Annotated in this window: 28 protein-coding genes and 5 pseudogenes; 25 read left to right on the top strand and 8 right to left on the bottom strand. The window is 59.0% G+C overall.

The features are described 5' to 3' along the window. Positions 1-168 precede the first annotated feature (168 nt). From F6X42_RS18645 to F6X42_RS18605, 10 genes are all read left to right on the top strand, one after another. The gene (locus F6X42_RS18645; protein WP_246530131.1) at positions 169-531 is read left to right on the top strand and encodes a hypothetical protein; all 363 of its coding nucleotides are present in this window, start codon (positions 169-171) and stop codon (positions 529-531) included. Between the two features lie 45 nt (positions 532-576). Beyond that, complete coding sequence (locus tag F6X42_RS18640; RefSeq protein ID WP_187635633.1) at positions 577-771, top strand: BPSL0761 family protein; 195 nt, start codon at positions 577-579, stop codon at positions 769-771. 420 nt (positions 772-1,191) lie between these two features. Beyond that, positions 1,192-1,386, top strand: a complete 195-nt coding sequence (locus F6X42_RS18635) for a hypothetical protein (protein ID WP_187635632.1) — start codon at positions 1,192-1,194, stop codon at positions 1,384-1,386. Positions 1,387-1,486: 100 nt separating this feature from the next. Then, the gene (locus F6X42_RS18630) at positions 1,487-1,711 is read left to right on the top strand and encodes a hypothetical protein (RefSeq protein ID WP_246530130.1); all 225 of its coding nucleotides are present in this window, start codon (positions 1,487-1,489) and stop codon (positions 1,709-1,711) included. A gap of 157 nt (positions 1,712-1,868) precedes the next feature. Then, positions 1,869-2,291, top strand: a complete 423-nt coding sequence (locus tag F6X42_RS18625) for a hypothetical protein (protein ID WP_187635630.1) — start codon at positions 1,869-1,871, stop codon at positions 2,289-2,291. A gap of 411 nt (positions 2,292-2,702) precedes the next feature. After that, positions 2,703-2,933 (top strand): BPSL0761 family protein, encoded by a 231-nt coding sequence (locus tag F6X42_RS45910; RefSeq protein ID WP_376776379.1) that lies wholly within the window; start codon positions 2,703-2,705, stop codon positions 2,931-2,933. A 505-nt stretch (positions 2,934-3,438) separates the two neighbouring features. Further along, entirely contained in the window at positions 3,439-3,924 is a 486-nt protein-coding gene (locus F6X42_RS18620) for a hypothetical protein (protein ID WP_187635629.1), read from the top strand. A 139-nt stretch (positions 3,925-4,063) separates the two neighbouring features. Further along, positions 4,064-4,573, top strand: coding sequence for an HAD domain-containing protein (locus F6X42_RS18615; protein WP_187635628.1), 510 nt, complete (start codon positions 4,064-4,066; stop codon positions 4,571-4,573). A gap of 716 nt (positions 4,574-5,289) precedes the next feature. Beyond that, positions 5,290-6,630: an alkaline phosphatase family protein gene (locus F6X42_RS18610; protein ID WP_187635627.1), complete on the top strand. Its 1,341-nt coding sequence runs from the start codon at positions 5,290-5,292 to the stop codon at positions 6,628-6,630. A gap of 346 nt (positions 6,631-6,976) precedes the next feature. After that, complete coding sequence (locus F6X42_RS18605) at positions 6,977-7,135, top strand: hypothetical protein (protein WP_187635626.1); 159 nt, start codon at positions 6,977-6,979, stop codon at positions 7,133-7,135. 195 nt (positions 7,136-7,330) lie between these two features. On the opposite strand, the pseudogene F6X42_RS18600 reads toward F6X42_RS18605, so the two are convergent. From F6X42_RS18600 to F6X42_RS18590, 3 genes and pseudogenes are all read right to left on the bottom strand, one after another. Beyond that, a pseudogene (locus tag F6X42_RS18600) lies at positions 7,331-8,069 on the bottom strand (haloacid dehalogenase type II). A gap of 357 nt (positions 8,070-8,426) precedes the next feature. Then, positions 8,427-8,746: pseudogene (locus tag F6X42_RS18595) on the bottom strand (hypothetical protein); the annotation flags it as partial. A gap of 177 nt (positions 8,747-8,923) precedes the next feature. Next, positions 8,924-9,559, bottom strand: a complete 636-nt coding sequence (locus tag F6X42_RS18590) for a malonic semialdehyde reductase (RefSeq protein WP_187635625.1) — start codon at positions 9,557-9,559, stop codon at positions 8,924-8,926. A 123-nt stretch (positions 9,560-9,682) separates the two neighbouring features. Between F6X42_RS18590 and F6X42_RS18585 the strand changes: the two genes are divergently transcribed. Both F6X42_RS18585 and F6X42_RS18580 read left to right on the top strand, forming a co-directional pair. After that, on the top strand, positions 9,683-10,312 hold the full coding sequence (locus tag F6X42_RS18585) for a GNAT family N-acetyltransferase (RefSeq protein WP_187635624.1): 630 nt from the start codon (positions 9,683-9,685) through the stop codon (positions 10,310-10,312). A gap of 212 nt (positions 10,313-10,524) precedes the next feature. Then, positions 10,525-10,761, top strand: coding sequence for a hypothetical protein (locus tag F6X42_RS18580; RefSeq protein WP_187635623.1), 237 nt, complete (start codon positions 10,525-10,527; stop codon positions 10,759-10,761). 259 nt (positions 10,762-11,020) lie between these two features. Here the strand turns inward: F6X42_RS18580 and F6X42_RS18575 are convergent, their stop codons facing one another. After that, positions 11,021-11,272, bottom strand: a complete 252-nt coding sequence (locus F6X42_RS18575; protein ID WP_187635622.1) for a hypothetical protein — start codon at positions 11,270-11,272, stop codon at positions 11,021-11,023. Between the two features lie 754 nt (positions 11,273-12,026). On the opposite strand from F6X42_RS18575, the gene F6X42_RS18570 reads away from it, so the two are divergent. From F6X42_RS18570 to F6X42_RS18550, 6 genes and pseudogenes are all read left to right on the top strand, one after another. After that, positions 12,027-12,296: a DUF1488 family protein gene (locus tag F6X42_RS18570; RefSeq protein ID WP_187635621.1), complete on the top strand. Its 270-nt coding sequence runs from the start codon at positions 12,027-12,029 to the stop codon at positions 12,294-12,296. A 77-nt stretch (positions 12,297-12,373) separates the two neighbouring features. Then, positions 12,374-12,691 carry a P-II family nitrogen regulator gene (locus F6X42_RS18565; RefSeq protein ID WP_187635620.1) on the top strand — a complete coding sequence of 106 codons (318 nt, stop codon included), beginning with the start codon at positions 12,374-12,376 and terminating at the stop codon, positions 12,689-12,691. Between the two features lie 246 nt (positions 12,692-12,937). Then, positions 12,938-13,171, top strand: a pseudogene (locus tag F6X42_RS46600) (four-helix bundle copper-binding protein); the annotation flags it as partial. Positions 13,172-13,706: 535 nt separating this feature from the next. Beyond that, positions 13,707-13,955, top strand: coding sequence for a hypothetical protein (locus tag F6X42_RS18560; protein WP_187635619.1), 249 nt, complete (start codon positions 13,707-13,709; stop codon positions 13,953-13,955). A gap of 624 nt (positions 13,956-14,579) precedes the next feature. Continuing rightward, on the top strand, positions 14,580-14,882 hold the full coding sequence (locus tag F6X42_RS18555; protein WP_187635618.1) for a hypothetical protein: 303 nt from the start codon (positions 14,580-14,582) through the stop codon (positions 14,880-14,882). A 244-nt stretch (positions 14,883-15,126) separates the two neighbouring features. Further along, positions 15,127-15,306, top strand: a complete 180-nt coding sequence (locus F6X42_RS18550; RefSeq protein WP_187635617.1) for a DUF2934 domain-containing protein — start codon at positions 15,127-15,129, stop codon at positions 15,304-15,306. A gap of 300 nt (positions 15,307-15,606) precedes the next feature. Here F6X42_RS18550 and F6X42_RS18545 read toward each other — a convergent pair whose 3' ends face one another. Further along, positions 15,607-15,810: a cold-shock protein gene (locus F6X42_RS18545; RefSeq protein WP_187635616.1), complete on the bottom strand. Its 204-nt coding sequence runs from the start codon at positions 15,808-15,810 to the stop codon at positions 15,607-15,609. 363 nt (positions 15,811-16,173) lie between these two features. Here F6X42_RS18545 and F6X42_RS18540 point away from each other — a divergent pair, with 363 nt between their 5' ends. The 5 genes from F6X42_RS18540 to F6X42_RS45905 all read left to right on the top strand — a co-directional run bounded on the left by F6X42_RS18540 (position 16,174) and on the right by F6X42_RS45905 (position 20,153). Next, on the top strand, positions 16,174-16,512 hold the full coding sequence (locus F6X42_RS18540) for a hypothetical protein (protein WP_187635615.1): 339 nt from the start codon (positions 16,174-16,176) through the stop codon (positions 16,510-16,512). A 293-nt stretch (positions 16,513-16,805) separates the two neighbouring features. Next, positions 16,806-17,618 (top strand): class I SAM-dependent methyltransferase, encoded by an 813-nt coding sequence (locus F6X42_RS18535; RefSeq protein ID WP_187635614.1) that lies wholly within the window; start codon positions 16,806-16,808, stop codon positions 17,616-17,618. Positions 17,619-18,797: 1,179 nt separating this feature from the next. Continuing rightward, positions 18,798-19,064 (top strand): hypothetical protein, encoded by a 267-nt coding sequence (locus F6X42_RS45590; RefSeq protein ID WP_376776381.1) that lies wholly within the window; start codon positions 18,798-18,800, stop codon positions 19,062-19,064. Positions 19,065-19,336: 272 nt separating this feature from the next. Continuing rightward, positions 19,337-19,702, top strand: coding sequence for a class I SAM-dependent methyltransferase (locus F6X42_RS46595; RefSeq protein WP_512699624.1), 366 nt, complete (start codon positions 19,337-19,339; stop codon positions 19,700-19,702). Beyond that, on the top strand, positions 19,620-20,153 hold the full coding sequence (locus F6X42_RS45905) for a class I SAM-dependent methyltransferase (protein ID WP_512699623.1): 534 nt from the start codon (positions 19,620-19,622) through the stop codon (positions 20,151-20,153). Before F6X42_RS46595 ends, F6X42_RS45905 begins: the two co-directional genes overlap by 83 nt. A gap of 443 nt (positions 20,154-20,596) precedes the next feature. On the opposite strand, the gene F6X42_RS18525 is transcribed toward F6X42_RS45905, so the two are convergent. Both F6X42_RS18525 and F6X42_RS18520 read right to left on the bottom strand, forming a co-directional pair. Further along, the gene (locus F6X42_RS18525) at positions 20,597-20,806 is read right to left on the bottom strand and encodes a hypothetical protein (RefSeq protein ID WP_187635613.1); all 210 of its coding nucleotides are present in this window, start codon (positions 20,804-20,806) and stop codon (positions 20,597-20,599) included. A 288-nt stretch (positions 20,807-21,094) separates the two neighbouring features. Next, the gene (locus tag F6X42_RS18520; protein WP_187635612.1) at positions 21,095-21,556 is read right to left on the bottom strand and encodes a hypothetical protein; all 462 of its coding nucleotides are present in this window, start codon (positions 21,554-21,556) and stop codon (positions 21,095-21,097) included. An 838-nt stretch (positions 21,557-22,394) separates the two neighbouring features. Between F6X42_RS18520 and F6X42_RS45900 the strand changes: the two are divergent. Then, positions 22,395-22,646 (top strand): annotated as a pseudogene (locus tag F6X42_RS45900) (hypothetical protein); the annotation flags it as partial. Between the two features lie 46 nt (positions 22,647-22,692). Here the strand turns inward: F6X42_RS45900 and F6X42_RS18510 are convergent. Further along, entirely contained in the window at positions 22,693-23,004 is a 312-nt protein-coding gene (locus tag F6X42_RS18510; RefSeq protein ID WP_187635610.1) for a hypothetical protein, read from the bottom strand. 28 nt (positions 23,005-23,032) lie between these two features. On the opposite strand from F6X42_RS18510, the pseudogene F6X42_RS18505 reads away from it, so the two are divergent. Then, a pseudogene (locus tag F6X42_RS18505) lies at positions 23,033-23,710 on the top strand (DNA polymerase Y family protein); the annotation flags it as partial. Between the last annotated feature and the right edge of the window lie 4 nt (positions 23,711-23,714).

The raw sequence follows: 23,714 nt of genomic DNA, 5'->3' as shown, positions 1-23,714 counted from the left end.
AAGAAGCCGTGGCGGATAGAGGCCGGACGTGTTAGTAAAACCTCCAGAGGCGCGCGTCGACGCTTAGACGGATACCTAGCATACGGCCAGCAACAACAGGCTGAGCGAATCCGCCTGGATACGTCGCGTCCTGACGAGGTCGTCCTCCTCTGCCCGCGAGGAAACATCTTGTTCGATGCGTTGACAACGAACCCGGTCTATCTGTTTGTGGGTCGTTCCCATCCAGCGCTCGCAACCCGTATTTTTTCTGAGATTATTACTGTGCCCATTTGGAATGTAGCGCCCGTCGATGTGCGCCCCGAGGTTGAGCTGATTCGCTGGCGAATTATGGAAACCGACGCCGGGACGCGGCATTTTGTTGGGTGCGAAACATTGCACCATAGCGGACAAGCCAGCTCCGCTATCGAACAGTTCGATACGGACAAGCGTCGGGGAGTGACGCGCTCCGGCCGCATCAGTTACTGGGCTCATGCGGATTCGATTTTCACGCCGAGTACGTTTGGACCGAATGGTGCACAGCCAGTCGAGTGAAAAGCTACGAAGACGTGACTCCGGATGCAGTGACGGGAGCAAATGATGACAATGCCTGTTGAAAGAACGGTCGCGCTGCTGCGGGTGCGCGGTGTACTGATTGAACTGTCGCGAGCCGACTCGCTCAAAAAACTGAAAGAACTGCGCCACGAGGCAGTAACCGTGTTGAGACACTATCCCAGCGTCGGGGACGTTGAAATCATCGCGAAGACGTCTTGCTGGCTTGAGTGGCCGTACTGAGCGTGTCCACTCATGGGCGTTAGAGCGGCCGACGCTCGGTCCTTCGGGGTGTCGGAGGGCGGACCCAGGCGACGCGGCACTACGACGTGGACGCACGGGCGCGGCAATTGCGGGAGCAGCCAATACGAAGTTCGCTATCCCGGCAAGCCGGCACCGCGCACACGCGACTACAAAGACGTCATCTGTCAAAGCGAGCGCGTCGTCGTGCTATCCGATGGCCCTACGAATCTTCGATTTGAAGCGTAGTTGCGGAGGTGCGATGGCAAGGTTTCAACTGGGTGCGCGACAGCAAAGTTTGATTGCGTCCACGCCTTCAATCGAGGTGGCAGAGTTCGGAAGAGTTTTCGCAGGCGTCTCTGATTGTCCAGTCCGACTCCGGCGGCGTTACGATACCCAATGGTTTTCACGGGAGTTTTCTTCATGACGACTGCGGAGCGAGCACGGATGGTGTTACTGGATGACGCCGAGCGCGCGCTGGCTGATGCACTCGCGGGGCGTGTCGTTACCGAAGAGGCGTTTCGTGAAAGGCTCGCGCGCGAAGTGACGAAGGTCCGCGAGTCCTTGCCGTTGACGCAACCTGTCATTGAGGAATTGAGGCGCGGAGGGCGCTTCTGATTCAGGGCATGCTGCGCATGCGTGCTGGCATGTTGCTTTTCGGCATCCTTTCCGGCTAGGTCATCTCATCTGTGCGGAGGGCGAAGTCAGAATGTCCGGGATGACGATTGACGAAGCGGCAAAGCATCTGTTCGTAAGCCCGGCGCATGTTCGGCGACTGCTGGAACTGGGTGAGCTGCTCGCAGTGCCAGGCCACGACGGCGGAGAGGTCACAATCAACCTCGCTTCGACGAAAGCCTATCGGGCAAAGCTGGAAGCAGCTTGGCAGGGGTACACGGACTCCGAGAAAGAGGGCAACGACCCTCTAGGTCGTTGGCAGCAGTAAGTTGCGCGTCACCATGTGATTAGAGGGGGACGCTGACAGCATCGCTCGCACCCGCGACATACGCCAGGAATGGTGGTTGGACTTTTCCTTGGAAGCAGCGGACAAATCGATGACACCAATCGGAGGCTCGCGTCTTCGGCAAACCTAAGGCACATATATGACAGATGGAGATGAGGGTCCGGCCGTTTTGGTATTGTCGTTTCACGAAGGCGAATACCTTGGTGACGCTGCGACTGTACGATACCTGTTCGACATCGCTGGTGGAGTAGCGCGGTACGACACCCCACCACTCGACACGCTCGAGGAAGCGCGCCTGCTACTCGAGATGTACTGCAAACGGTACAGTTCTCCGCGCGCGACTGGCAGCAATATCACGGTGTTCGTCGGTCGCGAAAAAATTGATGAAGGCGTCGAACCCCTCGCGCGACTCGACATCGTCCTGCTTGACGGCAAAGCGTGGGCGAGCATCATGAGAAGCAATTACCCCTGTGAGGACGTCGGGCCAGTCCGTGTCGACAAGGATGACGATGTTGGGACTATCGCGTGCAAGCTTTTGGGTGCTAAAGGGGAGGCTCAATGAACGGACCGGAAACGCCGTTGCCCGTCTCTTTTCGCGGTGCCAATGAGCGCACTGCCAATACGATACCCGCAGATTTCCCGTGCGACCCCATACCCGCATTATTGGCTGGGACGCAGCCGAAAGTTGCCGTGCGCTTGGTTGATGGCAAGTATGTTATGGGGCTCACGGAAGAGGAGCGCTGGCAACGCTACGACGCTTGCGAAGACCTCGCTCTGCAGCTGGCGGCATACTGCACACGCAAATCGACCCTCAACCCAGAATGGACCCGGGAATGCAATCTTGAGCGCGCTGGCCGGGGTATGGCAGATAAGGTGAGAAGGGGCTTATGGGACGTTTCGCCAGCTGAACAGCGGTGGGTCATGGCTCGCGTCCGCTCGTTCCTCGAGTGGTGACCCCGGGCTCCTAAGGTCGATGGTTTTCTTGCAGGTTTTGGAAGGAACGGACGAAATGACCATGCCTGACGAGAGAACGCGTGCACTGCTCCGCGCTAGGCAACTTCTGCTCAAGCTGTCGCGCGCAAACCCTGCTGGGAACCTCGAGCGATTCCGCCAGGAAGCAGTTGCCGTGCTGAGGCACTACCCTGACGACGGAGAAGTGGCGTTGATTGCGACGCAATCGTCGTGGCTCGAGTGGCCGTGCTGAGCCATAGCACCGCGAAGCACGTGCGACGGCAGTCGGGCATACCGTTGACCGCAAATGCCACTGAGGGCAATCTAAATGACCAAGGCCCTGAGGGTTCGCGAGCTCGTCGAAATTTTGAGGGATGCAGACCCGGAAAGCGTCGTCGTGTTGATGACGCATTGTGCCGTGACATCCTTGGCATTGCCGAACCTGTGGCAAATGCCCGTTGGCCCAGGGTGGCGATGATAGCGCGTACTCGAGCCGCGTCCGGGTCTATTGCACGGACGTGGGCTTCGACGCCGCACGTTTTGTTGATTGACTACGAGGGGCTACTTCACCGGGGCTGCGCTTACCGGACGAGCGCGGGCATCGTCAGCAGCGACACCCCGCACGGATTTCGCTGTGCGAGTGTGCGCCGGTCTTGGCTGAGATGCTCACGCGAAGATGCATATTCGTACCTGAGCGGTCACGAAACTGGCTCTTGTGCCCGTCGTGCCCTGTAGGGGTACGCGAGCTGGTGACGCGATTGAGAACATTTGACCCCGACGCGGTCGTGCTCTACTTGTCGCCATTTGGCGATGCAGGCGACGCGGAAGAAATCTGCGCGTTGTCCTCGTGTCCGAGCGATGGACATGCGAGCGTCACCCTTCCCCTGACGCAAGTGCTTCTGACATTCATCATCCGGGGCATGGCTTATCCGTCGGGTGGAACCAGACGACCGACGAGCAATTGGCAGAGCGAGTGGTTATTCATTCATTCATTCATTCTTCCGGTCCGCGAGCGTTGTATGACGAGCAGCGGGTGGGATATCGCTATGCGACGCATTGACGCCGAATACGACCTCCCTCAATTCCTCGCGTCATCTCGTGTACGCAAAATTGCGGCGAACAGTTTCCGATTGCCGCCGAACGACCGAGCCAACTATCAGTCTCTTCCCGACCAGGTCGTTGCTCGCATTGAACAGATTGTTAGGGACTCGTATCGCGACGCGGGCGGCAGGGCCGAAGCCTAGGCAATACGTGAACAATTTCGACAGCAAGCCCTCGAATGCGGTCGCACAATGGTCACAAACGGTGAGCTAATCCCGGAAGAAGTCAAGAGCAGGTCAGGTGCGTGAATTAAGCAGTGGGACGTATTGATAGGGGAAATGGATGGAAAAACTGGTATTCGACGCGCGCGCACCGACCCTCTACCTGGATGTGGACGGAACGCTGCACGCTGGCTCGGCGGACATCGACGAACACGGGCGCATCACTATCGAGAGCGGACGAAAATTGTTTGAGTTCGCCCCGGTACTCGTTGAACTGCTCGCGCCGTACCCGCGCGTTCAGCTGGTACTAACAACGTCCTGGCTGCAACACATAGGCCGTGACGGCGTTACCTCTCAGCTGCCCGAAGCCCTACGTTATCGAATCGTCGACGACACGATGAAAATCAGGTCTAGGATGAGCGAGGTGCAGGACGGCACCGACCGCGTATCCAAAATCCTTCGCCACGTCTGGTCCCATGGCGTCCTGATATGGCTCGCGCTCGACGACCGGGCATGGGGCGTGCCGATTGGGTACATGCAGCATTTCGTACATCTCTCCCCCGAGAGTGGCATTAGCTCACCGAACGCGCGTTTGCGGATTGAATCTTGGCTGTTTGAGCAGCAGAGTTAGTAGCCTATTCACGACGAGACGAGTCGCGTGTACTTCTATGACTTCAATTTTATGATGACCTGCAAATAGCCAATGGCGTTTCAAAAAACTAACCCAAGGCCTAAGCGCACCGTCACCGGAGACGGTGACTTCATTAGGAGACGACGGGAGACATCTAAGAAGCCGTTGCGAAATTAGTTGAACATTGGTTTGAGATGAGCCGAGCCGCACCGCGCACGGACGTGGGTCCAATCTGCTGGATTGATTCCCCGAACGTCTGGGATGTACGGCTACGCATAGTCAAAGTCCGTGGTCTGCGCGAGTTTTGCAATCCGAGTGTGGGTGTTCGACGAGGACGAGGCTGGAAGCTGGAAGCTGGAATCTTCGACAGGTGCCTCAGCTACTACTAGCTGGTGACAGTGTTATCCCGATTCCCGTTGGCGAAGACAAATAACACCGCGCGTCGACGTCGTTTCGACTTCCAATCCGCGTACCAATTCTGCATGATGCCGCCGCTGACAGCGACGTCCGGGAACACCGCGCCGAAACCAGACGCGATTTAACTTTCGGGCGTCGTCGCGCTTCGTACACCGCACCTCGCCCCATTCGAGCACCGACGTTAGCACTGCCGGTTAATGTTTTTTAAGATAGAACCGGCGGTGGCACCCGCCGTGGTTCGTTTTAGGTGTATCGTGCGAATCAGCCAGCTGCGCGGCTGGCATCGGCGGAGAGGAATAGTGACAGCGATACAGCACGTCTTCGTTCTCATGCTCGAAAACCGCTCGTACGACAGCGTCTTCGGCCTGTCGAACTTCACGGGCGCGCTACCCGGCGGCTGCCCGACGACGGCGAACGGATTGCCGGCGCAACCAATCGTTAACTTTGGGCGCACCGGCACCTCCTACCAACTGGGCAAAGACTCTCCATACGCGCTCGGCTTCGACCCGGGCCACGAATTTACCGACACCTGCGTGCAGCTTTGCGGGATACCCATCGCGAGTGCGGACACCGTCAGGAACGACTCCTTCGGGCTTGGCGCAGCAGGCTATCCACCGCTCGCTGTCGACCCGTCGACAACCGGGTTCGCTGCGACCTACGAAGACCATGCGGATGTCGTTGCAGATGCGTTTAGCGTGTTCACGCCAGACCAGCTTCCTGTGCTCAACTTTCTGACCCGCCAGTTTGGCGTGTGCGACAACTGGTTCGCGTCGGTCCCCGGCCCGACCTGGCCGAACCGTTTCTTTGCACTCGCCGGGACGTCATCGGGACTCGACCATTCACCGAGCGACACACAGGTGCTCGAGGCTGTGTTTCTGAATGCGCCGATTTTTACCTTCCAGAACGGCACGATTTTCTCGAAACTTCGCCCGTCTGACTGGCTCATTGCGCAGGGGGATGTGGCACAAGCGCGCGGCATTTACGGGATGCAGACCCTCCTCAGCCGCTTCGTCGGCATGGACACGCTTCTGTCTCGGCTCGCGGATGGGTCGTTGAGCTCAAAGTTCGTCTTCATCGAGCCGACCTACGACGCGAAAAATGATTTTCGCAACGGCAATTCGATGCATCCGGCCGGGGACGTCCGTAAAGGCGAGGCGTTGGTGAAAACGCTCTACGACGCCATCACCGGCTCAAAGTTATGGCCCAATAGCCTCTTCGTTGTCGTCTTCGACGAACACGGTGGCTTCTTCGACCATGTGCGGCCGCCGCCTGCAGTGCCCCCGGCTGCCGGCGAAAACGCAACGCTCAAGACGCACAACTTCCCATTTGACAGATTCGGCGTACGCGTGCCCGCTCTCGTTATATCGCCCTACGTGCAGACTGGCACCATCGACCACTCGCTTTACGACCACACGTCAATTTTGAAGACAACGGACAAGCTGCTCGGACTCAACGGCATCCTTAATCTGACGGCCCGCGCGCGCGCCGCAGATGACTTCGCGAAAATGCTGAACCTTCCGGTCGCTCGCACCGACATCCCGCAATGCCCGTCGCCTGTCCCGGGCGACACAGCCCGACCGACCAGCGAGGGTGCGCCGCGCGCGAAAGACCCGTTTCTCCCGCTCTACGCGCACCACTGAAATCCAGGCTACAAAGCCCGTGCGCCGAGGGACGTTGACCGTCTGAATACATCGCCCCCTGATTCGGACGTCTGGAGCGGGCTTATCCCAGCGCTGCCGGCGGTGCGCAAGTCAGCGCCGCCTCTCCAAGCGGGCGCGCCGCGCCGCCGTCGGTCCGGCGTGGCGCCAGTGACCCGCTGCCCGCGTCTGACCACTTGAGTCGACGTTCGCGTGCGAGAATCGTAGGGGCTCCTCTGGATATACGACCGCTGTCCTCGGGTCACGCGGCATGCGTGGCTTGATTCTCGCCAGCCGGCCGCCTATTGTGGAAAGTGCCATAACGGCAACAAGACTTAAGGAGTACATCATGCCATCGTCCAGAAAAGCCTCGCCCGCTCACGGGGCTGAAGCCGAAATGTCGACCAAGAAGAAGGTAGCCTCGCCAGCGAAGACTGCCGGAAAGGCGCAGGGCGAGAAAAGCCCTCAAATGTCTAAGCAGCGCACCAAGAACAAGTCGAAAGTCTGAAACGATAACGCCCCCCGGAAAGCGGGGGGCGTTCCTAGCCGCATTGCCGAACGAGATGTTCGTCGCGACAAGTGTCGTTGACTATGTCTAAAGACGAAGTTGCGTACAAAGCGAGCGAACGGCAAACCGCATTGCCCGGTCGGCGGCTTGCCCAAATTGGGAGGAAGCGGCAAGAGAATGTAACGGACGGAACAGTCAGGCGTCGCCTGTCATCTGGGCGGCCAATTCAACGAGGGAACTCGCAACGAAGTCCCAATCCTCCGCCGATTGAAGGTCCGTGAGCTGACTGTCCCAATGCTCGTAGGGGCGAGCGAAAAACGCGGTCTTCAGGCCACAGGCTCTCGCTGCTTTCAAATCGTTGTTGTGAGCCGCCACCATGCAGAGTCGCTCGGGCGTATTGCCAACAGTTCCGCCGTGCTCAGATAGACCTCTGGTGACGGCTTATAGGCCCGAGACACTTCGGCACCGAGTATGGCATCCCATGGCAGACCGGCGCGCTTCGCCACATCGAGCATCAGGCGGATGTTGCCGTTAGAGAGCGGCGCGATGATGAAATGCTGTTTGAGACGGGACAGCCCGGGTAGCACGTCCGGCCATGGGTCAAGTTGATGCCACGCAAGATTCAAGGTGTCGAGCGCGTCGGTGGGAATGGATGCCGGCTCAACGCCGAAACGCAGGAGTACTTTGTCCAGATTTTCCCTGTGCAGAACGTCGAGGGCACGAACGGCCGCGGACCACTGCGCACTTCCTTCATCGCAGGCACATATTCGCTACGCCAGGCATCTGCAAATTGGAAGGGGTCGAACGGCAATCCGTGCTCTACGAGGAAAGGCGCGAGTGCACGTGCCACACCGCCTCTCCAGTCAACTACAGTTCCGAAGACATCGAAAACGACTGCACGAATATCACTGCCACCGGCATTGCGCATCGGCATACCTCCTTACGTTGAAGCAATAAGTTGGCGACGCCAGCATTATCTTGACCCGCATGCCGACATCGGATTGGCCCACCTGCCAACCAAACCAATGCTCCGGCATCGATGCCTCGCGGCCCACTCTAACGGGTCGTCAGCGTCTCGGCATGCGGGTAAGGTTGGAATTGGCGACATCAGTACTTCCCAATCACGCTGGCGACGCCGCTATGCTGTGCTGGCGTCGGACCATGCGCGGTAGAAACGCTTAGTCAAGGTGCTCACGCCGCTGCCATAGAGACTACGGCGCCTTGCTCCTCTCGCATCAGCGTGCTTGCTCCGCGCGCCTCAGCTTTCGAAATATCACCGAGTGACGCAGCAGATATACGCTTTCCAGCCGTCCGGGTTGACATCAAAAAGGTCGTGCTGAATGGTCGACGCGAGCGCATTCCGGTTGAACTCCGTCTCGAGCAACTCCTTTGGCCATAGGAAGAACGCGCTCACGACGCGTGCGCCGAACTCGGCCACCGTCATCTTCGGGGTAGGCGCCCGGAGTAACTCGAAGTCTTGCAACGGTTCCTGTTGCGTCGCAAGCTGCCCCACTAGCGCGTCCGGCCGACCAGTCTCAGCTAAACAGCTCAAAGCTTCGAGCATGTCCCCGAGTGAAGCAGCAGTTCTCGTCTATCAAATCTGTCGTCCACTGCCGTATCTCCGTCCGCTGCGTCCATGTTCGATGATACTTGCGGACTTAGCGGTGACGTTAAGCGACCGTGTTATCTGGGACACCAGGTCCTCGGGATTGTCGGTGGACTCTGCAATTTCGTGAACGATTTTCTACGAGTCGGGCGGCTCACCGAGCGCGCCGAAGAGGGACCAGGTCACAAAAGCGTGCACGCCTGGTCGAAATCAAGGCGCGGCCCGCGTGGGTGGAGCGCGGAAGCATCACCATACCCCAGGTTGCACAGGAAATTCGATTTGAGGTGGCCCTCCGGGAAGAACTCTTCGTCAGTGTCCTGGTCGCTCTTTCCGGCTCCAAAAAACTCCTCGTCGACCTTGGCATTGTCGAATCCGGACATCGGTCCACAATCAAGTCCCAATGCCCGAGCGGCGAGAATCAGATAGGCCCCTTGCAGAGACGAGTTGCGCCTCGCAGTTGTGTCGACCAGTTCCGGCGTGCTGGCGAAGTGGTCGCGCATGCCGGGGTTGTGTGGAAAAAGCGTGGGGAGTTTTTCATAGAACTTCAGGTCGTAGGCGATGATGGCGGTCACGGGAGCGTTCCTTACCTTGTCCACGTTCCCAGGAGAGAGCGCCGGTATCAGCCTTTCCTTGGTTTCCGTGGTGCGAAGGAAGACGATTCTTGCGGGGTTGCAGTTGGCGCTCGTGGGTGCCCACTTCATCAGGTCGTACAGTCGCCGCAGTGTTTCATCGGCGACGGGTTGGTTCAGCCACGTGGTATGTGTGCGAGCTTCACGGAACAGAAGATTGAGTCCGTCATCATCCAGTACCTTGCTCATAAAATCCTCCTTGATTGGGAAGGCTGACGCGACCACTCGCGGTGCGCTTCGGCTAACGGAATTGTAGTCGCAGGGCATGCCGACAGCTACTTTGTGGACCGGTGGTAGCATCAGGTCCACCTCTTGAAAAACGTCGGCCTCGTAATGGAGACGATTCGAAATCCCGGCTCATCGGACAGAGAAATTCTGGCGGGTATGCTGGCCAGGGCTTTTATACGTGACCCACTCGCGCTCCACGTGTTCCCCGAAGACATGGTTCGCCAGCGAAGGCTGATAGCTGTCTACCGACTCTACCTTCGCGTATTCTTGCGTAGCGGTATTGTTGTCACCAACAATGAGCAGAGCGCTGCAGCACTTTGGTTACCTCCCGGTCGCTACCCGCTGTCGCTGGCCGCACATCTACGTTTACTGCCACGCATGGCGATGGCTACCGGTTTGACGGCACTCCCCAAGGCATTGCATGTGTTGGGTCATCTTGAGCAGATGCATCCTCCCGGCCGAAGGTTCTGGTATCTCGGTGTCCTGGGAGTTGAACCATACAAGCAACGCACGGGCCTTGGGAGCGCCCTGCTCAAGACGGGACTCCGCGTGTGCGACGAAGAGGGCACAGGTGCCTATCTCGAAACTGCTGAGCCCAGCAATCTGCCGTTTTACTCGGCGTACGGATTTAAGGTACTGGGTACTTCTGAGCTGCGGAATGGGCCTCGCGTCTGGAGCATGTGGCGTGAGGCACGCGACACTCGAGATTGTTGACGGGAGACCGCGGCAACAATGGCGCGAAAGCGCTGGCGTTTGCCGAACGCGGCGCGCTTCGCACGACGAGCGGGCCTGGGACACGGAGACAGCGCAGCTAACGGTATGACGCTGGACAAACGTGTCTCGCTTGTGCCATCGGGCGATGGCGCGTCGTTATTGCGTAACGGCTTAAGCCATATTCCTTCGCGCGATTCGGGTAATCGAGCCACTTGAACAAAGCGCCGGCGAGGCGCAACTCGGCGCTACGCGACCTGCAGAGCCAACGTGAGATAGCGACGCAGGTCCTTTCGCTGCATACGCCGTCCCAAGTGCTGGCGGCGAAGCAGGAGGTCGGTGCGCTCAGCAAAGCTTCACTTGCGCGGGCGAACGAACCGAGGCGAGACGACGGGACAGTCGAGTTTACGCCCGCAGGTAACGCGGTGCTGAATACCCTCGGCGCGAAATAACTGGGCCGCTGATAAGCGCAGGTCGGCTTACTCACTGCCCCGGGTAAAGCCGCGTCGAAGTCGGGCGCGCATCGCTGTTCTTTTCGCGGGATGTGTTGCCCTCCCTGCAATCCGGCGCCGTGCGGGGGAAGTGATGCAATCAAATCAGCGACGATAATCTCATGGCGGACCAAGCGACGTCCATCAAGGGCTAGCCGCGAGCGCAGCGCGCGAAGGTCCCCCGCGTTACAGCGGCAGTATGGACGTCGGCGCGGCCCCCTCACGCGGCAAGGCGGTCGGCAATCACCCTCGGGCTGTCGGCTGTAGGCGGAAACACGCACCAGAAACCGTCATCGTGCCGAAAGAAGAACAGCGCGCGCAGGCCGGCCGGTTGTGCGGTCTCGACGCATACATAGCGTCTCCGGCCCGAGCGGGTGCGACTGAAAACGGTCACGTGGACCGGCGTCGCGGGACCCGGCGCGAGCCATTTTTCGACCTGGAAACGCAGGGACTGCTCATTCGTGCTTTTCATGCCTGCCTCCATCACCCCCGGTCCTTGTTTGTCATAACGGTCCACGGGGGCCAATAATTCCCCGAATGCCCTGTAAGTGACAGCATCGGTGTGAGTTGCTGCGCTGCGCTGAGTTTCACCGCACATGTTCCGCACCGCACCCGAATCCTGAGAAAGCACTTTAACTTTACGCCCAAAAGGTATGCCGCTGTGCATCGTTTGATGAAATAGCAACAGCCGAAAAGGAGCGAGTGGAGTGTCTGCACGCGCCTCTAGGGTGTGCGCGTTGATGCATTGCAGTATGTGCGCGACCGACCACAAAATCGCGTTCGGCCACAACCCAGAAACGGTTGGCATTAGGAGAAGGTTGACCCGCGCCCTGCGGTCGCGGGTCAATTGATTGTGCCGATTCTTCGCCTGTTTTTTTGTCGTTCCCCGTTTGGCGCCGGCGCCGAGCCTTCATGGCTCTTATGTCCTTATGTCAGCATCCCATTTGGAATATCGCCATCCGTTTGTCTGCTTGCGCACAAAATTCTCTGATGAAAAGGGCGCGATGCCTCGGATGGAGGCGCCCCGAATGCCAGAACCGTCGAGGAAGCAGTGGGGGTGGGCGTCTCTCAATGAGCTCCGATACGCGGCGGAAGGTTTCCTCGGCAGTTTCAAACGGTGCGCACAATTGCCGGTTGTCACGTGCTCTTTCGCACAGTTGCGGTTCATTTGGGGCGGCCGGTTGCGATACGATTACTCCAACAGTGCACGGCATCAAGCAATCACAATGGATATCAACCTCTCCGCAGCAATCACCTTGTCCCCGGACGGGAAGCTGGTTCAATTTGTCGCCGCGTTGCCCGAGCGTTCCGTTCAATGCGCAATATCTCGAGAGGCGCGGGAGTGCCACTTTTGGGTGCCGAGCGGTGCAGCCGGCGCACGCCTGTTGAAGGCGTGCCTGGAAGGGCGCCAGCGTATCGCCGTGATGGTGACAAGGCGTCTGATGCGAAAAGAACCCGAGCCGATAGTGCTCAACGCAAAGCACTTTTCTGGTTAGTGCGAAATTCAAAGTGGGCGCCGAAGGGATAGCAGCGCATGACGTCCTTCCATCAGGGAGTCAACGAGGAGCTAGACATGGAACTTAAATGTGTTGTGGCGGTTGTCCGGCCGGAGGTTCTGCAAACTCTGGAAAAGAGGCTCGCCGCTATTGATATCCACGGCATAACCGCCAGCAAGGTAAAAGGGTTCGGCGCGCATCCAAACCTGTTTGCCGATGATTGGACGACCGAGCACCTCAAAATCGAAATTTTCGCCCAGGCATCGGACGTTGAAACCCTCGTAAGAGCAATCATGGATATCGCGCACGTCGGGCCGGTCGGAGACGGCATAGTCGCGATTATTCCCGTCGAAAGGTTTTTCCGCGTCCGCACGCAGTCTGAGGCAATACCTTGACCTGACGGCCACGCCGATGGTCCTGAGTGTGGTGGCCCCGGGCTCTGGCAGGAGAGGCCGAAAAAGACAACGGTGCAGACTGGGTCCGTGCGTTGCTCGGTGAAATGAGCCTGTCTTTTCGCCGGCCATTCCATCAAAGCATTAAATGGACACGAACAGCATCAACCTTGCATCTCGGCCTGCGACGCATGAGCGACGGCGTGCGACCACTGCGTCGCTTCCCGCTTGTGAGACGAGCATGCGACCGGAATGGCCGAACGCATAGAATTCGATATCGGTTGCGTGGCGGTCTGCCGCCTTGCATCCGGTGCCACGGTGTGCAGCAGCTGGCACGCGACGGCTATCTGCGCCTTGTGCGCGCAGGTGTGCGATGCGTGCGCGCAGGTGTGCGATGCGTGTGCGGCAGATTGCGGGAGCATCAGGAGGAGCATTGCGAACGCTGTACAGAAGCGTATCGCAAGTGTGTCAGCGAATGGCTAGCAAAACCCCGGCGAACCGGGCATTCGACACCGCAAAGGATGGACTGGCCGTTAGACCGGCTTAATGTTTGCAGCCTGCTTGCCCTTCGGGCCCTGCTTTACTTCGAAGCTCGTCTCATCACTAGCGACAGGTACGTGTGCCGCGTTCCTGAGCTCTGGGGCTAATGACTGATGTTCCGATAAACACGGACGTTTCCTCGAAGGAGATGTCTTCGTCTACCTGTCGCCTTGCACTTTTACCCTCGGTACTGGACGCATCTGCAAAGCGGTCCATGAGGACCGCGCCTGTGGCGCTGTAAAAAGAGTCCCATCCATCTGATGGCTTTGATGTCTCAAGAGAGTGCTCTGAACCACAAGAAGTTAAAGACATCTTTAGCGAACCGATGTTATATCCGCGGCGCGCACAATTTTCGATACGGTGTCCCGACGCCGCCGGGGACTTCAATCTTCGCTAGCATCGAGGCTCTCTGACCGTGATGAAAGGCGCACTCTGGCCGAACGGACAGGGGCGAGCGCGCCGTCGCTGGAGATGGAATTTGTCGCGTGCCGCTCAACGAACGCAAATTGGCAACGGTCTCAGAAAAACCACCGCCACTATCATTGGCGCGCTTGGAGGCAGACTTGCTGGCAATTCCATCGAGCACCCCGTGCACAAGGCGACGACATATCAAATCCAAGTTCGCATGGCCGACGGAAGGTATCGCAACTTCAGTTATCAAGCGGGGCGTGAAGTCCAGGCCGGCCAGCGCGTGCATGTTTCTTGTGAATCGCTGCTCGCGTCATGAGCCGCAAGGCACATCCGGTTTGAGCCGGTGTCATGGTCACAGCGTGCTAACGGGCCGACCTGGCTGTAGCCTTGAGAGACTCGGCAAAAAACGGGCGTGCAGCCATCTTGCTTTTCGTCCATCTAACTCAACATATTGCCCGTTTATGCGCGCAACGCCCATGCCATGGAGAAAGCCCTTTTTTGCGCACGACATGCGGCGACTGCTGCCGTGACTGTGACGGCAGCCGGCTCGTGCGAGACGGTCGGGGTCCAGAGTCACCGGGCAAGCTTGGCCGGCACATTTGCCGCCGTCTGTGGTACCGGTGGTGAACAATGCAGCCAGTGAGATGACGTGCGGCATGTAACGGCGTCATTCTTCGTCAGTCGTCCGCCGATTCTGCAGACGCTGTGTTGACCGCCTTGAATACGCGAGCGCGCGCTGGGAAACTCCCCCAGTTCAGCGCAGCGGCATTCGCGTGCTGGCGCGCGGCCCGTCGATGTGTGCACGATAGCTTGGTTGTTTCCGTCAACGATGAAATCAAGGGCCTCAAGGCCAGAAGTGGCACGGGAAATGCGGTAACCAAGACACGGACTGCACCGACCCGGGTCGCAGCCGGTCGCTCTGCACACGGAGGAGCCCATCATGCGAGTTGCTACGAAAGGAATCTTGCTTGCTTCGGCGTTAATGTTGAGTCTGTCGGGCGCCGTCTACGCGCAGGGCGCAGGAACAGGTGGTGGCGGGGGCGCCGGTGCAGGCCAGGGCGGCACTGGAATGGGAACCCCGAATGCAAGCGGAACGACAGAGTCCCCATCTGGCGCGTCGGGTGCAACCACTATGGGAAAGTCAGGTGAAATGTCCCAAAAGCAGATGAAGCCGAAGATGCAGAAAAAGGGGGGAATGGCTGCGCCAGCCTCCGACAGTGGCGGAATGAAGAAGGCTTATTAACGCGGTGATGTTTGAGGCGTACCCTGCAATCTGCATGGTCAGGCTCCCGGTCAGGACCCTTATGCGGCAGGTTGCCGGGAACGCAGGAGAGCGTCCGGAACGTCAGATGCCCGATAGCTTTCATATGCTCGCCGACTTTGAGTTTGTCTGTTCTGTCGTTAGCTCCTGCGCCTTCTGCCATCGAAAGGGTCGCTGTGCAAATTGATGAGTAGCTGGTCGTGGGAAACCTACCAGGAGCGATGCAATGGATAACGATTCGCGGGAAGAGAAGGTTCGTGTACGGGCCTACCAGCTCTGGGAAAAAGACGGCAGCCCGGAGGGACGCGCCGACGAGTATTGGGAACAGGCGCGGATTCAGATAGATGAGGAAGAATCTGGAGCCGACGGCAATGGAGACGGCCAGAAGACCCGGTTGCCAGGGTGACGAAAACCGGCTGGCGCTGACGAGTCGCCACGCCGTGCGTGCCTGGGCGAGCCATAACCCAGGCCATTACATTACTCTTGCTGGCGGACGGTACGGCAGCGCGGTGCTCGCGTGATATTTCATCGTTGCCGCTGCGTGCGACCGCGACGACAGTCCAGTCAGGCGCCGCCCGTACCCAAGCTTCGCGTGACGGGGAATCTCGGCGTTTGGTGCCGGGCGGCACCCTTGCGCCGACTCTGCCCTGAAAATACGATGTCCGACGGACCGGGAATCATGGGCCACCAAGACGCAGAATTCTTCCTAGACCGGTTTGATGTTCCCGGCCTGCTTGCCTTTCGGACCCATCTTGACGTCGAAGCTGACCTTCTGATTCTCTTGCAGAGACTTGAAACCTTGCCCACTGATTTCCGAGAAATGGGCAAAGAGGTCGTCCCCGCCGTCGTCCGGCGTGATAAACCCGAAGCCCTTGCCGTCGTTAAACCATTTCACTGTTCCGGTTGCCATCATCCGTTTCCAATAAAATTTGAAGAGCGCGCTTCACTGGGTGCACGTGACCCTTACATACATTGACAGGGGCAGTTAGTGCCTGGCGCTCAAACGCAGGGCCTGACCGCTATTCATAATCCGACAGTGAACTTGTAGCCTACTGCAGGATGGGGGTCAATCCGGAACGCCCTGACGGACTACGCGATAACGCGCGAGTAGTGCACCACCGGTCCTCTCACCGCCTGTGTCGCGTATCGCGCAAAGTGCGTCGCAAAGGGGTGACGCATTCTGAGGTGGCGGCTTATAGTAGAAACACGGCCGCGTCAGTGGCAGGCGCCCCTTCTGTCACGGGACAAAACATGTTTTACGGGGAAACGTACGATGGCGAACTCGACTGTTTCGGGTCACGCGACGCAAGAGCATACGCCAGCGTCACTGCAGGTGCTCGCCGACTATCTCGAGCTGGCGCTCGACGATGGTGAGAGCGTGGTCGTAATGCGGGACGGCACAAGCGTACGCTCCGTGTACATTGGTGACCCAACGGGTTCACTCGACGACTTGGTCGAGCATGGGACGGTCGCCGCGTACCTGGCGGACGAGATGCTCGCGTTGACGGAGGCCGGCGTGAATCGGATGATAGCCAATGACGAGACGTATCGGTTCACGCGAAGTGTCAGGTACATCGCCGACCGACAGGGTGTGGTTTTCGCGCCGACGTGAGTTGGGCGCCTCCGGCCGGCGAAAGGGCCGGACGGCGAAAGAAGCCCGGAGACACGTCCGCTCTGACTCCGCGCGTCTACCGGCGTGAACACGAGGCGAGACGCTCAACAGGCCGCCGTGCCGCGATAGTCAGGCAACAGAACAGAGGAAAAAGTGAATTGGTATCGGTGGTCGCCGACACTGGGCTTGTACTGGAGCTCGAGTGGGAATCCCCATGAAAGCCATGCATCGGTGTAACGGGTGCCTGCCCTGTGCTGGTTCGCGACAGCACGATGAGACGTGGAGAGACTGAAATGGAACAAGACGAATTCAGCGCTTTCGAGCACGACGGCTGGGAGAGGGTCGCCCAACCTTACCACACGTATTTCGGCGACTTAACCACGCAATCCAATAGCGCCCTCCTTGATGCGTTGGATATCCGCCCCGGCGTCCGCTTTCTGGACGTGGCGTCGGGTCCCGGCTATCTCGCCGGCGCGGCCGCGCGTCGCGGCGCCGATGTCGTTGGTGTCGATTTCGCGGACGCGATGGTCGAACAAGCAAGGCGCACTTATTCCGCGCTCGCGTTCCGTGTCGGCAGCGCGGAAGACTTACCCTTTCCCGACGAAAGTTTCGACGCCGTTGGCATCAGCTTCGGGATGTTGCATTTCGCGCACCCGGAGAACGCGCTCGCGGAGGCGTTTCGCGTACTCCGACCCGGTGGCAGAATTGCGTTTACCGTGTGGGCGACACCGGACAAAGCCGTTGGATTTGCGATGGTGCTCAAAGCAATCGAGGCGTACGGTCGAATGGATGTTCCGCTGCCTCCGGGGCCTCTGTTCTTTCGGTTCAGCGACTGGCACGAATCCGAACGTGCGCTGCTCGACGCGGGATTCGATGAGCCGCACGTCCGGGAAGTCAGCCAAACGTTGCGTATTCGCGCACCGGAAACGCCTTTCCACATGCTGATGCGCGGCGGCGTGCGCATCGCCGCAATTTTGAAAGCTCAGTCGCCCGAGGCCTTAGTCTTGATTGAAAAGTCGGTGTCCGAAGACGCGGCCGCGTATCAGAACGACGGGGTGGTTCAAGTACCGATGCCGTGTGTGCTTGCCTCTGCGACGAAGTCCTAAACGGCCCTCAGCGGGAAGTGAAGGGCCGCGAGGCGCCAGGCGGAGGGGGCACTTGGGCGTCGCCAGCGAGCGGCATTACGCTCTCAGCTGGCTTATCGCCTACGGCGGAAAACACTGGTACGGCGTCTCGACTGATAGCTGGGATTTTTTCGTTTTGGCTGGCCTGACCGTGGCTGGAGTGCCAACCTTCAAGCTTGGTCTGCCTGCGGCGAGCTTTCCGACAGGACGCCGTTGTTCCACATCCAGAGTGGCAGAACGGTGACGACAGCCCAGTTCCCGATGTCTTGAACGACCACGCAACAGCGGTCGTCAGCTTTGCTGTAGATGAGGCACACGCGCCGGTCGGGCGGAAGCTCCCCAAGCGACACGCATCGACCTGTGTCCACCATTGCTCGAACAGACGTTACCGACATGGTGGACCGTTGGCTCACCCGTTCTTTTGCGTGAGGTGCGACCCACGAACGTCGAGGGCTGGCGCGTCTCCTGGCGAAATGAATCGTTGCCTCCTGCGCGTTGCTGGCGCTTCAGCGCCAGTCTATTCCCTCTTTGAATTCACCGCTACGCGCTGGCGACGAATGAGGTTAGAGGACTCTCACGAATTGTGTAACGCTTACTGCCGCTTTATCGGTCACGTATCTATCCAGGGGCGCTGGTTGCGCCACGAATCATAGAGCGGAACGGGGCAAGCTCGAATAACCTCAGCCGGATTCGGTGGCGCGAACGGCGCGGTGCGCCGAGGGTGGCTGGTACCCTGACTAACGAATGAGTAGTTGACCAACACCCGCTCGGGCGCAGGAGTATATGCAGCAGCTTTTTATCTCCCGAGATGGGGCGGTTCGGCGACTTCTCGAAAGAAAGCGTCAGTTCATGGACAAGCCCTCGCCGATGGAAGCCATTGAGTCAACAGCCTCTCGTGCTGCCGCTGCTCGTGGTCGATGTCAGGGCCGGTCGCATAGACGTCTTCGTACTCGCTGACAGTACTGGCGAGCTATTACGCATTTACATCTTGTAAACACAGATTTTTTCTCGTGAGGCATTATGGCCGCGCGAAACTGACCGTCTTGGACGGAAGCGAGCTTGAACGTTTCTACCGCTGCAAGGTCGGACGCTAGCACCCGCACAGGTGCGTCGCCTGCGTGATTGGGGCGTGCAACAATAACTGGAATTTGGTAGGTGGATATGTCTAAGGCAGTGAAAGCAAGGCGCCCTGACGCAGCGCCGGTACCTCTTGGGCTCAGACTCCGTCGGATGCTGAGCGCACATGAAATTGCCACGCTTCTCCTATTACTTCAGGCGCCGGCCGAGCTCATGGCGGCGACGCCAGACGTGATAGCTCTTCGCGAAGTCGGCCTGGTCCAAGTTGTTGAGTCGGAGCAAGGCGGAGCCACCACGTTCGCATTGACTGCCGATGGAAGCGCCGTGTTACGCGCGCTTGGCGCTGGATGAATTGACGGCAACGCGAGGCTGACGAAGCGCGAAACGGCGTTGTCGTTAGATGCGTGAGAGAGAACGTGGGCCGTTACCTCGGTGCCTCTACAAACCGTCCTGGGATGTAGGCGAGGTTTCGGAGCTGACCTGAGCGTTGTTAGCGGCGGCTTTGACGAAAGTGCCCGCTTTTGGAAACGTCCAAGCATCACGACCCGCTCGTTGTTTCTAATCAGCGCGCGGCTGCGGTGTAAGCTCGGTGCGCGGAGGAGCTTCGAACCAGTGGAGGCAATATGGGGCAAGTCGATTTCAGTACATTCGAGCACGAAGGCTGGGAAAGGGTCGCGCAACCGTATCACACATACTTCGCCGATTTGACCACACAGTCGAACGACGCCATGCTCGATGCGCTTGCCATCCGGCCCGGCATGCGCTTTCTCGATGTTGCATCAGGGCCCGGCTATCTTGCAGCAGCAGCTACGCGTCGCGGCGGGGACTCCGCCGGAATCGATTTTTCGGTCGCAATGGTCGCGCAGGCGAAGCGGGTCTTTCCGGGACCCGAGTTTCGCGTAGGCGATGCGGAGAACTTGCCCTTTTCCGACGAAAGCTTCGAACGCTGTGGGCATCAGCTTTGGAATGCTGCATTTCCCGCACCCTGAGCGTGCGCTCGCGGAGGCGTTTCGTGTACTGCAACTTGGCGGCAGAATCGCATTTACGGTCTGGGCGACACCGGACAAGGCGGTCGGCTTTGCCATGGTGTTGAAAGCAATTGAGGAGCACGGTACAACGGACGTGCCGTTGCCGCCGGGGCCACCCTTCTTCCGGTTCAGCGATTGGGGGGAGTCGAAACGCGCGTTGCTCTGTGCGGGGTTCATCGAGCCGGACGTGCGGGAGTTGGACCAGACTCTGGTGCTTCGTTGGCCGGAAACACCTTTTCACATGCTTATGCGCGGAGGTGTCCGAGTTGCCGCGATGCTTAAAGCCCAGACATCGTCCGCCCTAGCCTTGATTGAGCGCGCCGTCGCGCACGACGCAGAGATGTATCGGAACGATGTTGGTGAGCTACGGATTCCGATGCCGTGTGTGTTGGCTTCCGGAGTCAAAGCCTAGAACGCTGCGCTCGGAGACGAAGAGCGGTTATGGGCTCAGCAGCGGTCTGTGAACCCGGAGATATCTGTCGCACAGATGTTGGCGCAAAGAGATGGATGCTCGCTGACAACGCCCTGCGGAAGAGACGCGTCCGCCAGCAGGCGTTTGAGCGCACATGCGGGCGAGGTCCGCCCATTGTCGGTCTAACGCTCCCGCTCCGTCGCGTTGCCGTGCCGCCAATCGGCGCTTCGACAGGGCCAGAAGTCCATGACATCCGCACACAGCGAGCTAATCCACACGCCCAGAAATCATTTGTATCCGATTTCTGCCGGCTTCTTTTGCCCGGTAAAGAGCCAACCTGCTGCACATGTCGACCGCCTATAACCCGAGCACAATCTTAAGCGTCGCGTCCTTAACGGTATCCTGCACAGGTATGCCCGGCCCGAAGTCGCGGTGACCGTGCGCTACTCGGATTCAAGGGCGTCAAGGCGGGCTTGCTCCATCTCGTCCGGGTGCATGCAGCGATACGCGTCCAACAACTGTGAGCACATTTGAGCAAGTGAAGCAAGGTCCACGGCCTGGTCTGCGTGCTCGACCTCTCCTGCGTTGAGTACGTCATCGAGAACCGGAGCAAGACGGCGCAGTCGCACAAAAGTGGCGGCCTCTAGTTTCATGTTGGACCTCCTGTGGTGGGCGGGGCAGACTCTAGTCGACCAGCCCCAAGGCGATGTTTACCCCTTCATTTGCTTGGCTCGCTGATATGAGGTTGGAGCTGCAACGGATTTCATGATGTCTCTCCCCAGAATGCGGGCACACGATACAGGACCGGCATGGGCCGGCACCGCGCTGGTCCGCAAGACCATGTTCCAATCCCGTCTTTTTCAGCCTTTCCTCGCGCTAACACGCCGTTACGGTTCCTGCTGCTTGGCGCTCGACCTAAGACTTTCGGTTTGCCGTGGGGTTTAGGCAATTGCTAGTTTCCGTGCGGAGCGAAGCACGCCTTCGAGCATTTGCGCTTCAGCCTTAGCAATGTCGCCGAGAGATGCTGTGGACAATTGCTCGTCGATGATTTCAAGCGCCACGCAAAGTTGCGCATACTCTGTGTCGCCAATGAGCCACGTGCTTTCCTCTTTTTCAACGGCAACGATACGCATCATTGCCGCATGCGCCGCCTCCATGTCCGCAAGTGCGTACGGCTGGTGTCCGAGACGACACAATTCCCTGGCAACAAGTAGTTGCCGACTCAATGTCGAGAACAGCTCGAGCGAGCCATAGCCCCGTCGGAAGGCATCCAGTGCTGTGTAGCACTGCAAGAGCATCGCCTTGGTCACAGGCTTATGTGCGGCGCGGCTGTAGGTAAGCGCACGCAGGAGTGGCGACATCGCCGGCTGGATATGTTTGCGCGTTCGCGATTTGCTTGGCATGTTGGTTCAACTTCCTTCGTAAGTCTTGGTCCCGTCGCCGAAGAGCTGCTGGCCTGCAAAGATACCGCTGATGCGCCGGCGGCGACGCTGGGGCATTGGTGCGCCGTGCAACCATGATGGCAAGCAACAATTAAGACAGGCTTAACAGAATAGAGCGCCCATCCTCCCGAGCATCAATCCGCGCGTGGCCTGTTCTCTCGACGCTTTCTTGCTGGGTATCTTGAAGACGAACCGACGAAGAGTGCTTTGAGCGCGTCATGCGATGCGAAGCCGTCGCGAAAGAACTAGCTGATTATTGCGAGCAACTGGTGCATTGGCATCCGACGGCGGACCGAGGAGGAGCATCTGCGTCGAACAGCGTGAACGTTGCCTGTTGCGGGCTGGGTGCCTCCGGCGGAAGAGGCCTGTATGCTGCGGCGCACGGCCCGGGGGCCGTGTTGTCGGAAACTTGCCCCTCGGTCAGGAATGTGAACAAATTGGCCATCCGGCTTTCCGCTGCTTTAAGGCTGCCTTAATTCTTTGCCGCCACTATGGGATGGTCACGTCCCCCTCCTCTTCGCCGCCGGCACATGGGCGGCTTTTTTTTGCTGACCGGGGTCGAGGGGACTTGTCGGATTTCGACCATTTGTTTGGATGGGGGACAGGAGGCAGACAATGGTCCAGCGCGATGTGCAGCAACAGCTCCGCGCGATATACAAAGCGGAGCGACGCTTTGCCCTCAGGACATGTAAGGTGTCTAATGCATTTGAGCCCCCTTCGAGCCATCCGTATCGCGTGTCAAAGGGTCACCCCGGAGCGACCTGGACGCATACCGTAATGCTTCGGGCTTGCGGACAGCACTCCGGCGGAGATTGTCGCAGCCGTGATGTCTCACGTCCCTGGTCGACGTTTTCGCCAACCCGGCGACGAGATAAGCTGCGTCCCAGCGCGCGCTGAACGTTCAATCGCGGCGCATCAACGGCACACAAAAAAACAAATGGCCCACGTAAGCGGGCCATTCATTGCGATGAGGCGAGTGCCAGGGTGTGTTACAGCGGCAAGTCCAGCACTCGCCACAGCTATCTTCATTCGGCTACTTCTCATCCGGTGACGTCCTGTTGTGGTGTTTCCCGAACGTGCGGGTAGCGGGCGTCATTTCAATAGCCGCCCGACCGACCACGGTCGTGCCACTCGTGTTCACGCCATTCGTCGCGACGCCATTGACGTTCGCGCCATTCACGACGCTCGCGCCATTCCCGCGCCCGCCAGTCGCCGTCGCCACCGTAGGCCACGGCCACGGGCGCTGGGGCGTAGGCAACTGGCGGCGGAGCGACATACACAGGCTGAGCCGGGGCATAGACCCCGATTGGAATGCCGAGTGCAACGGATACGTCGACGTGGGCCGACGCAGCTGTCGATGCAGCCAAAACTGCCAGACCAAGAGCAGCGCCTAAGATTTTCTTGTTCATTTTTCCTTCTCCTCGCACGTTGCGTGCAATGTGCGCAAAACAACTGGCGCTGACGGGCGCGACACTTTTGCTGGAGCACGAGCGCGGCAGGCAAGCTATCGAGCCGACGCCAATCGAAATCGCCTTGAGCGAGCCGACATGGCGCGGGGACCATCTCGTACGGCTTATCAAGGAGCGTCTTGGGCGGATAGAAGTGACCGCGCCCGTCATCGCGCTGCGACTCGATGCGTCGAACGTTCAGCCGGTGATACCTGCCTCGGACACGCTGTTTCCGGAGCCGGGAGGGTCGGCCGAAGACCATGTTCGGCTGGTCGAATTGCTGGTCGCACGACTCGGTGAAGAGAACGTACTCAGACCTGCGCCCACGGCCGATTACCGTCCTGAGATTGCCAATCGATGGGTCCCTGTTGCTAGCGCATCGAAAAGCACGGTGCTGCCTGAGGGATTGCCGAGACCAACATGGCTGCTGGAAAAGCCGGTGCGTCTCCTCATGCGTAAGCACCGACCGTTCTACGGCTCGCCGCTGCGGATGGTGTCGCCGGGCGAACGCATCGAGGCCGGCTGGTTTGACGGAGAGCTTGTTACTCGCGACTATTTCGTCGCGCAGGGGGAAGACCAGAGCTGCTTCTGGATATACCGCGAGCGTGTCAGCAGCCGCGATGCGGAAGAAGACCAGCGGTGGTTTCTCCACGGCCTTTTCGGATGACATG

Origin of the sequence: Paraburkholderia podalyriae, from assembly GCF_014397785.1 — a bacterium.
Lineage (GTDB): Bacteria > Pseudomonadota > Gammaproteobacteria > Burkholderiales > Burkholderiaceae > Paraburkholderia > Paraburkholderia podalyriae.
Note: the sequence above shows the minus strand (reverse complement) of the source record. Positions and strands in the feature narration are given on the sequence as shown.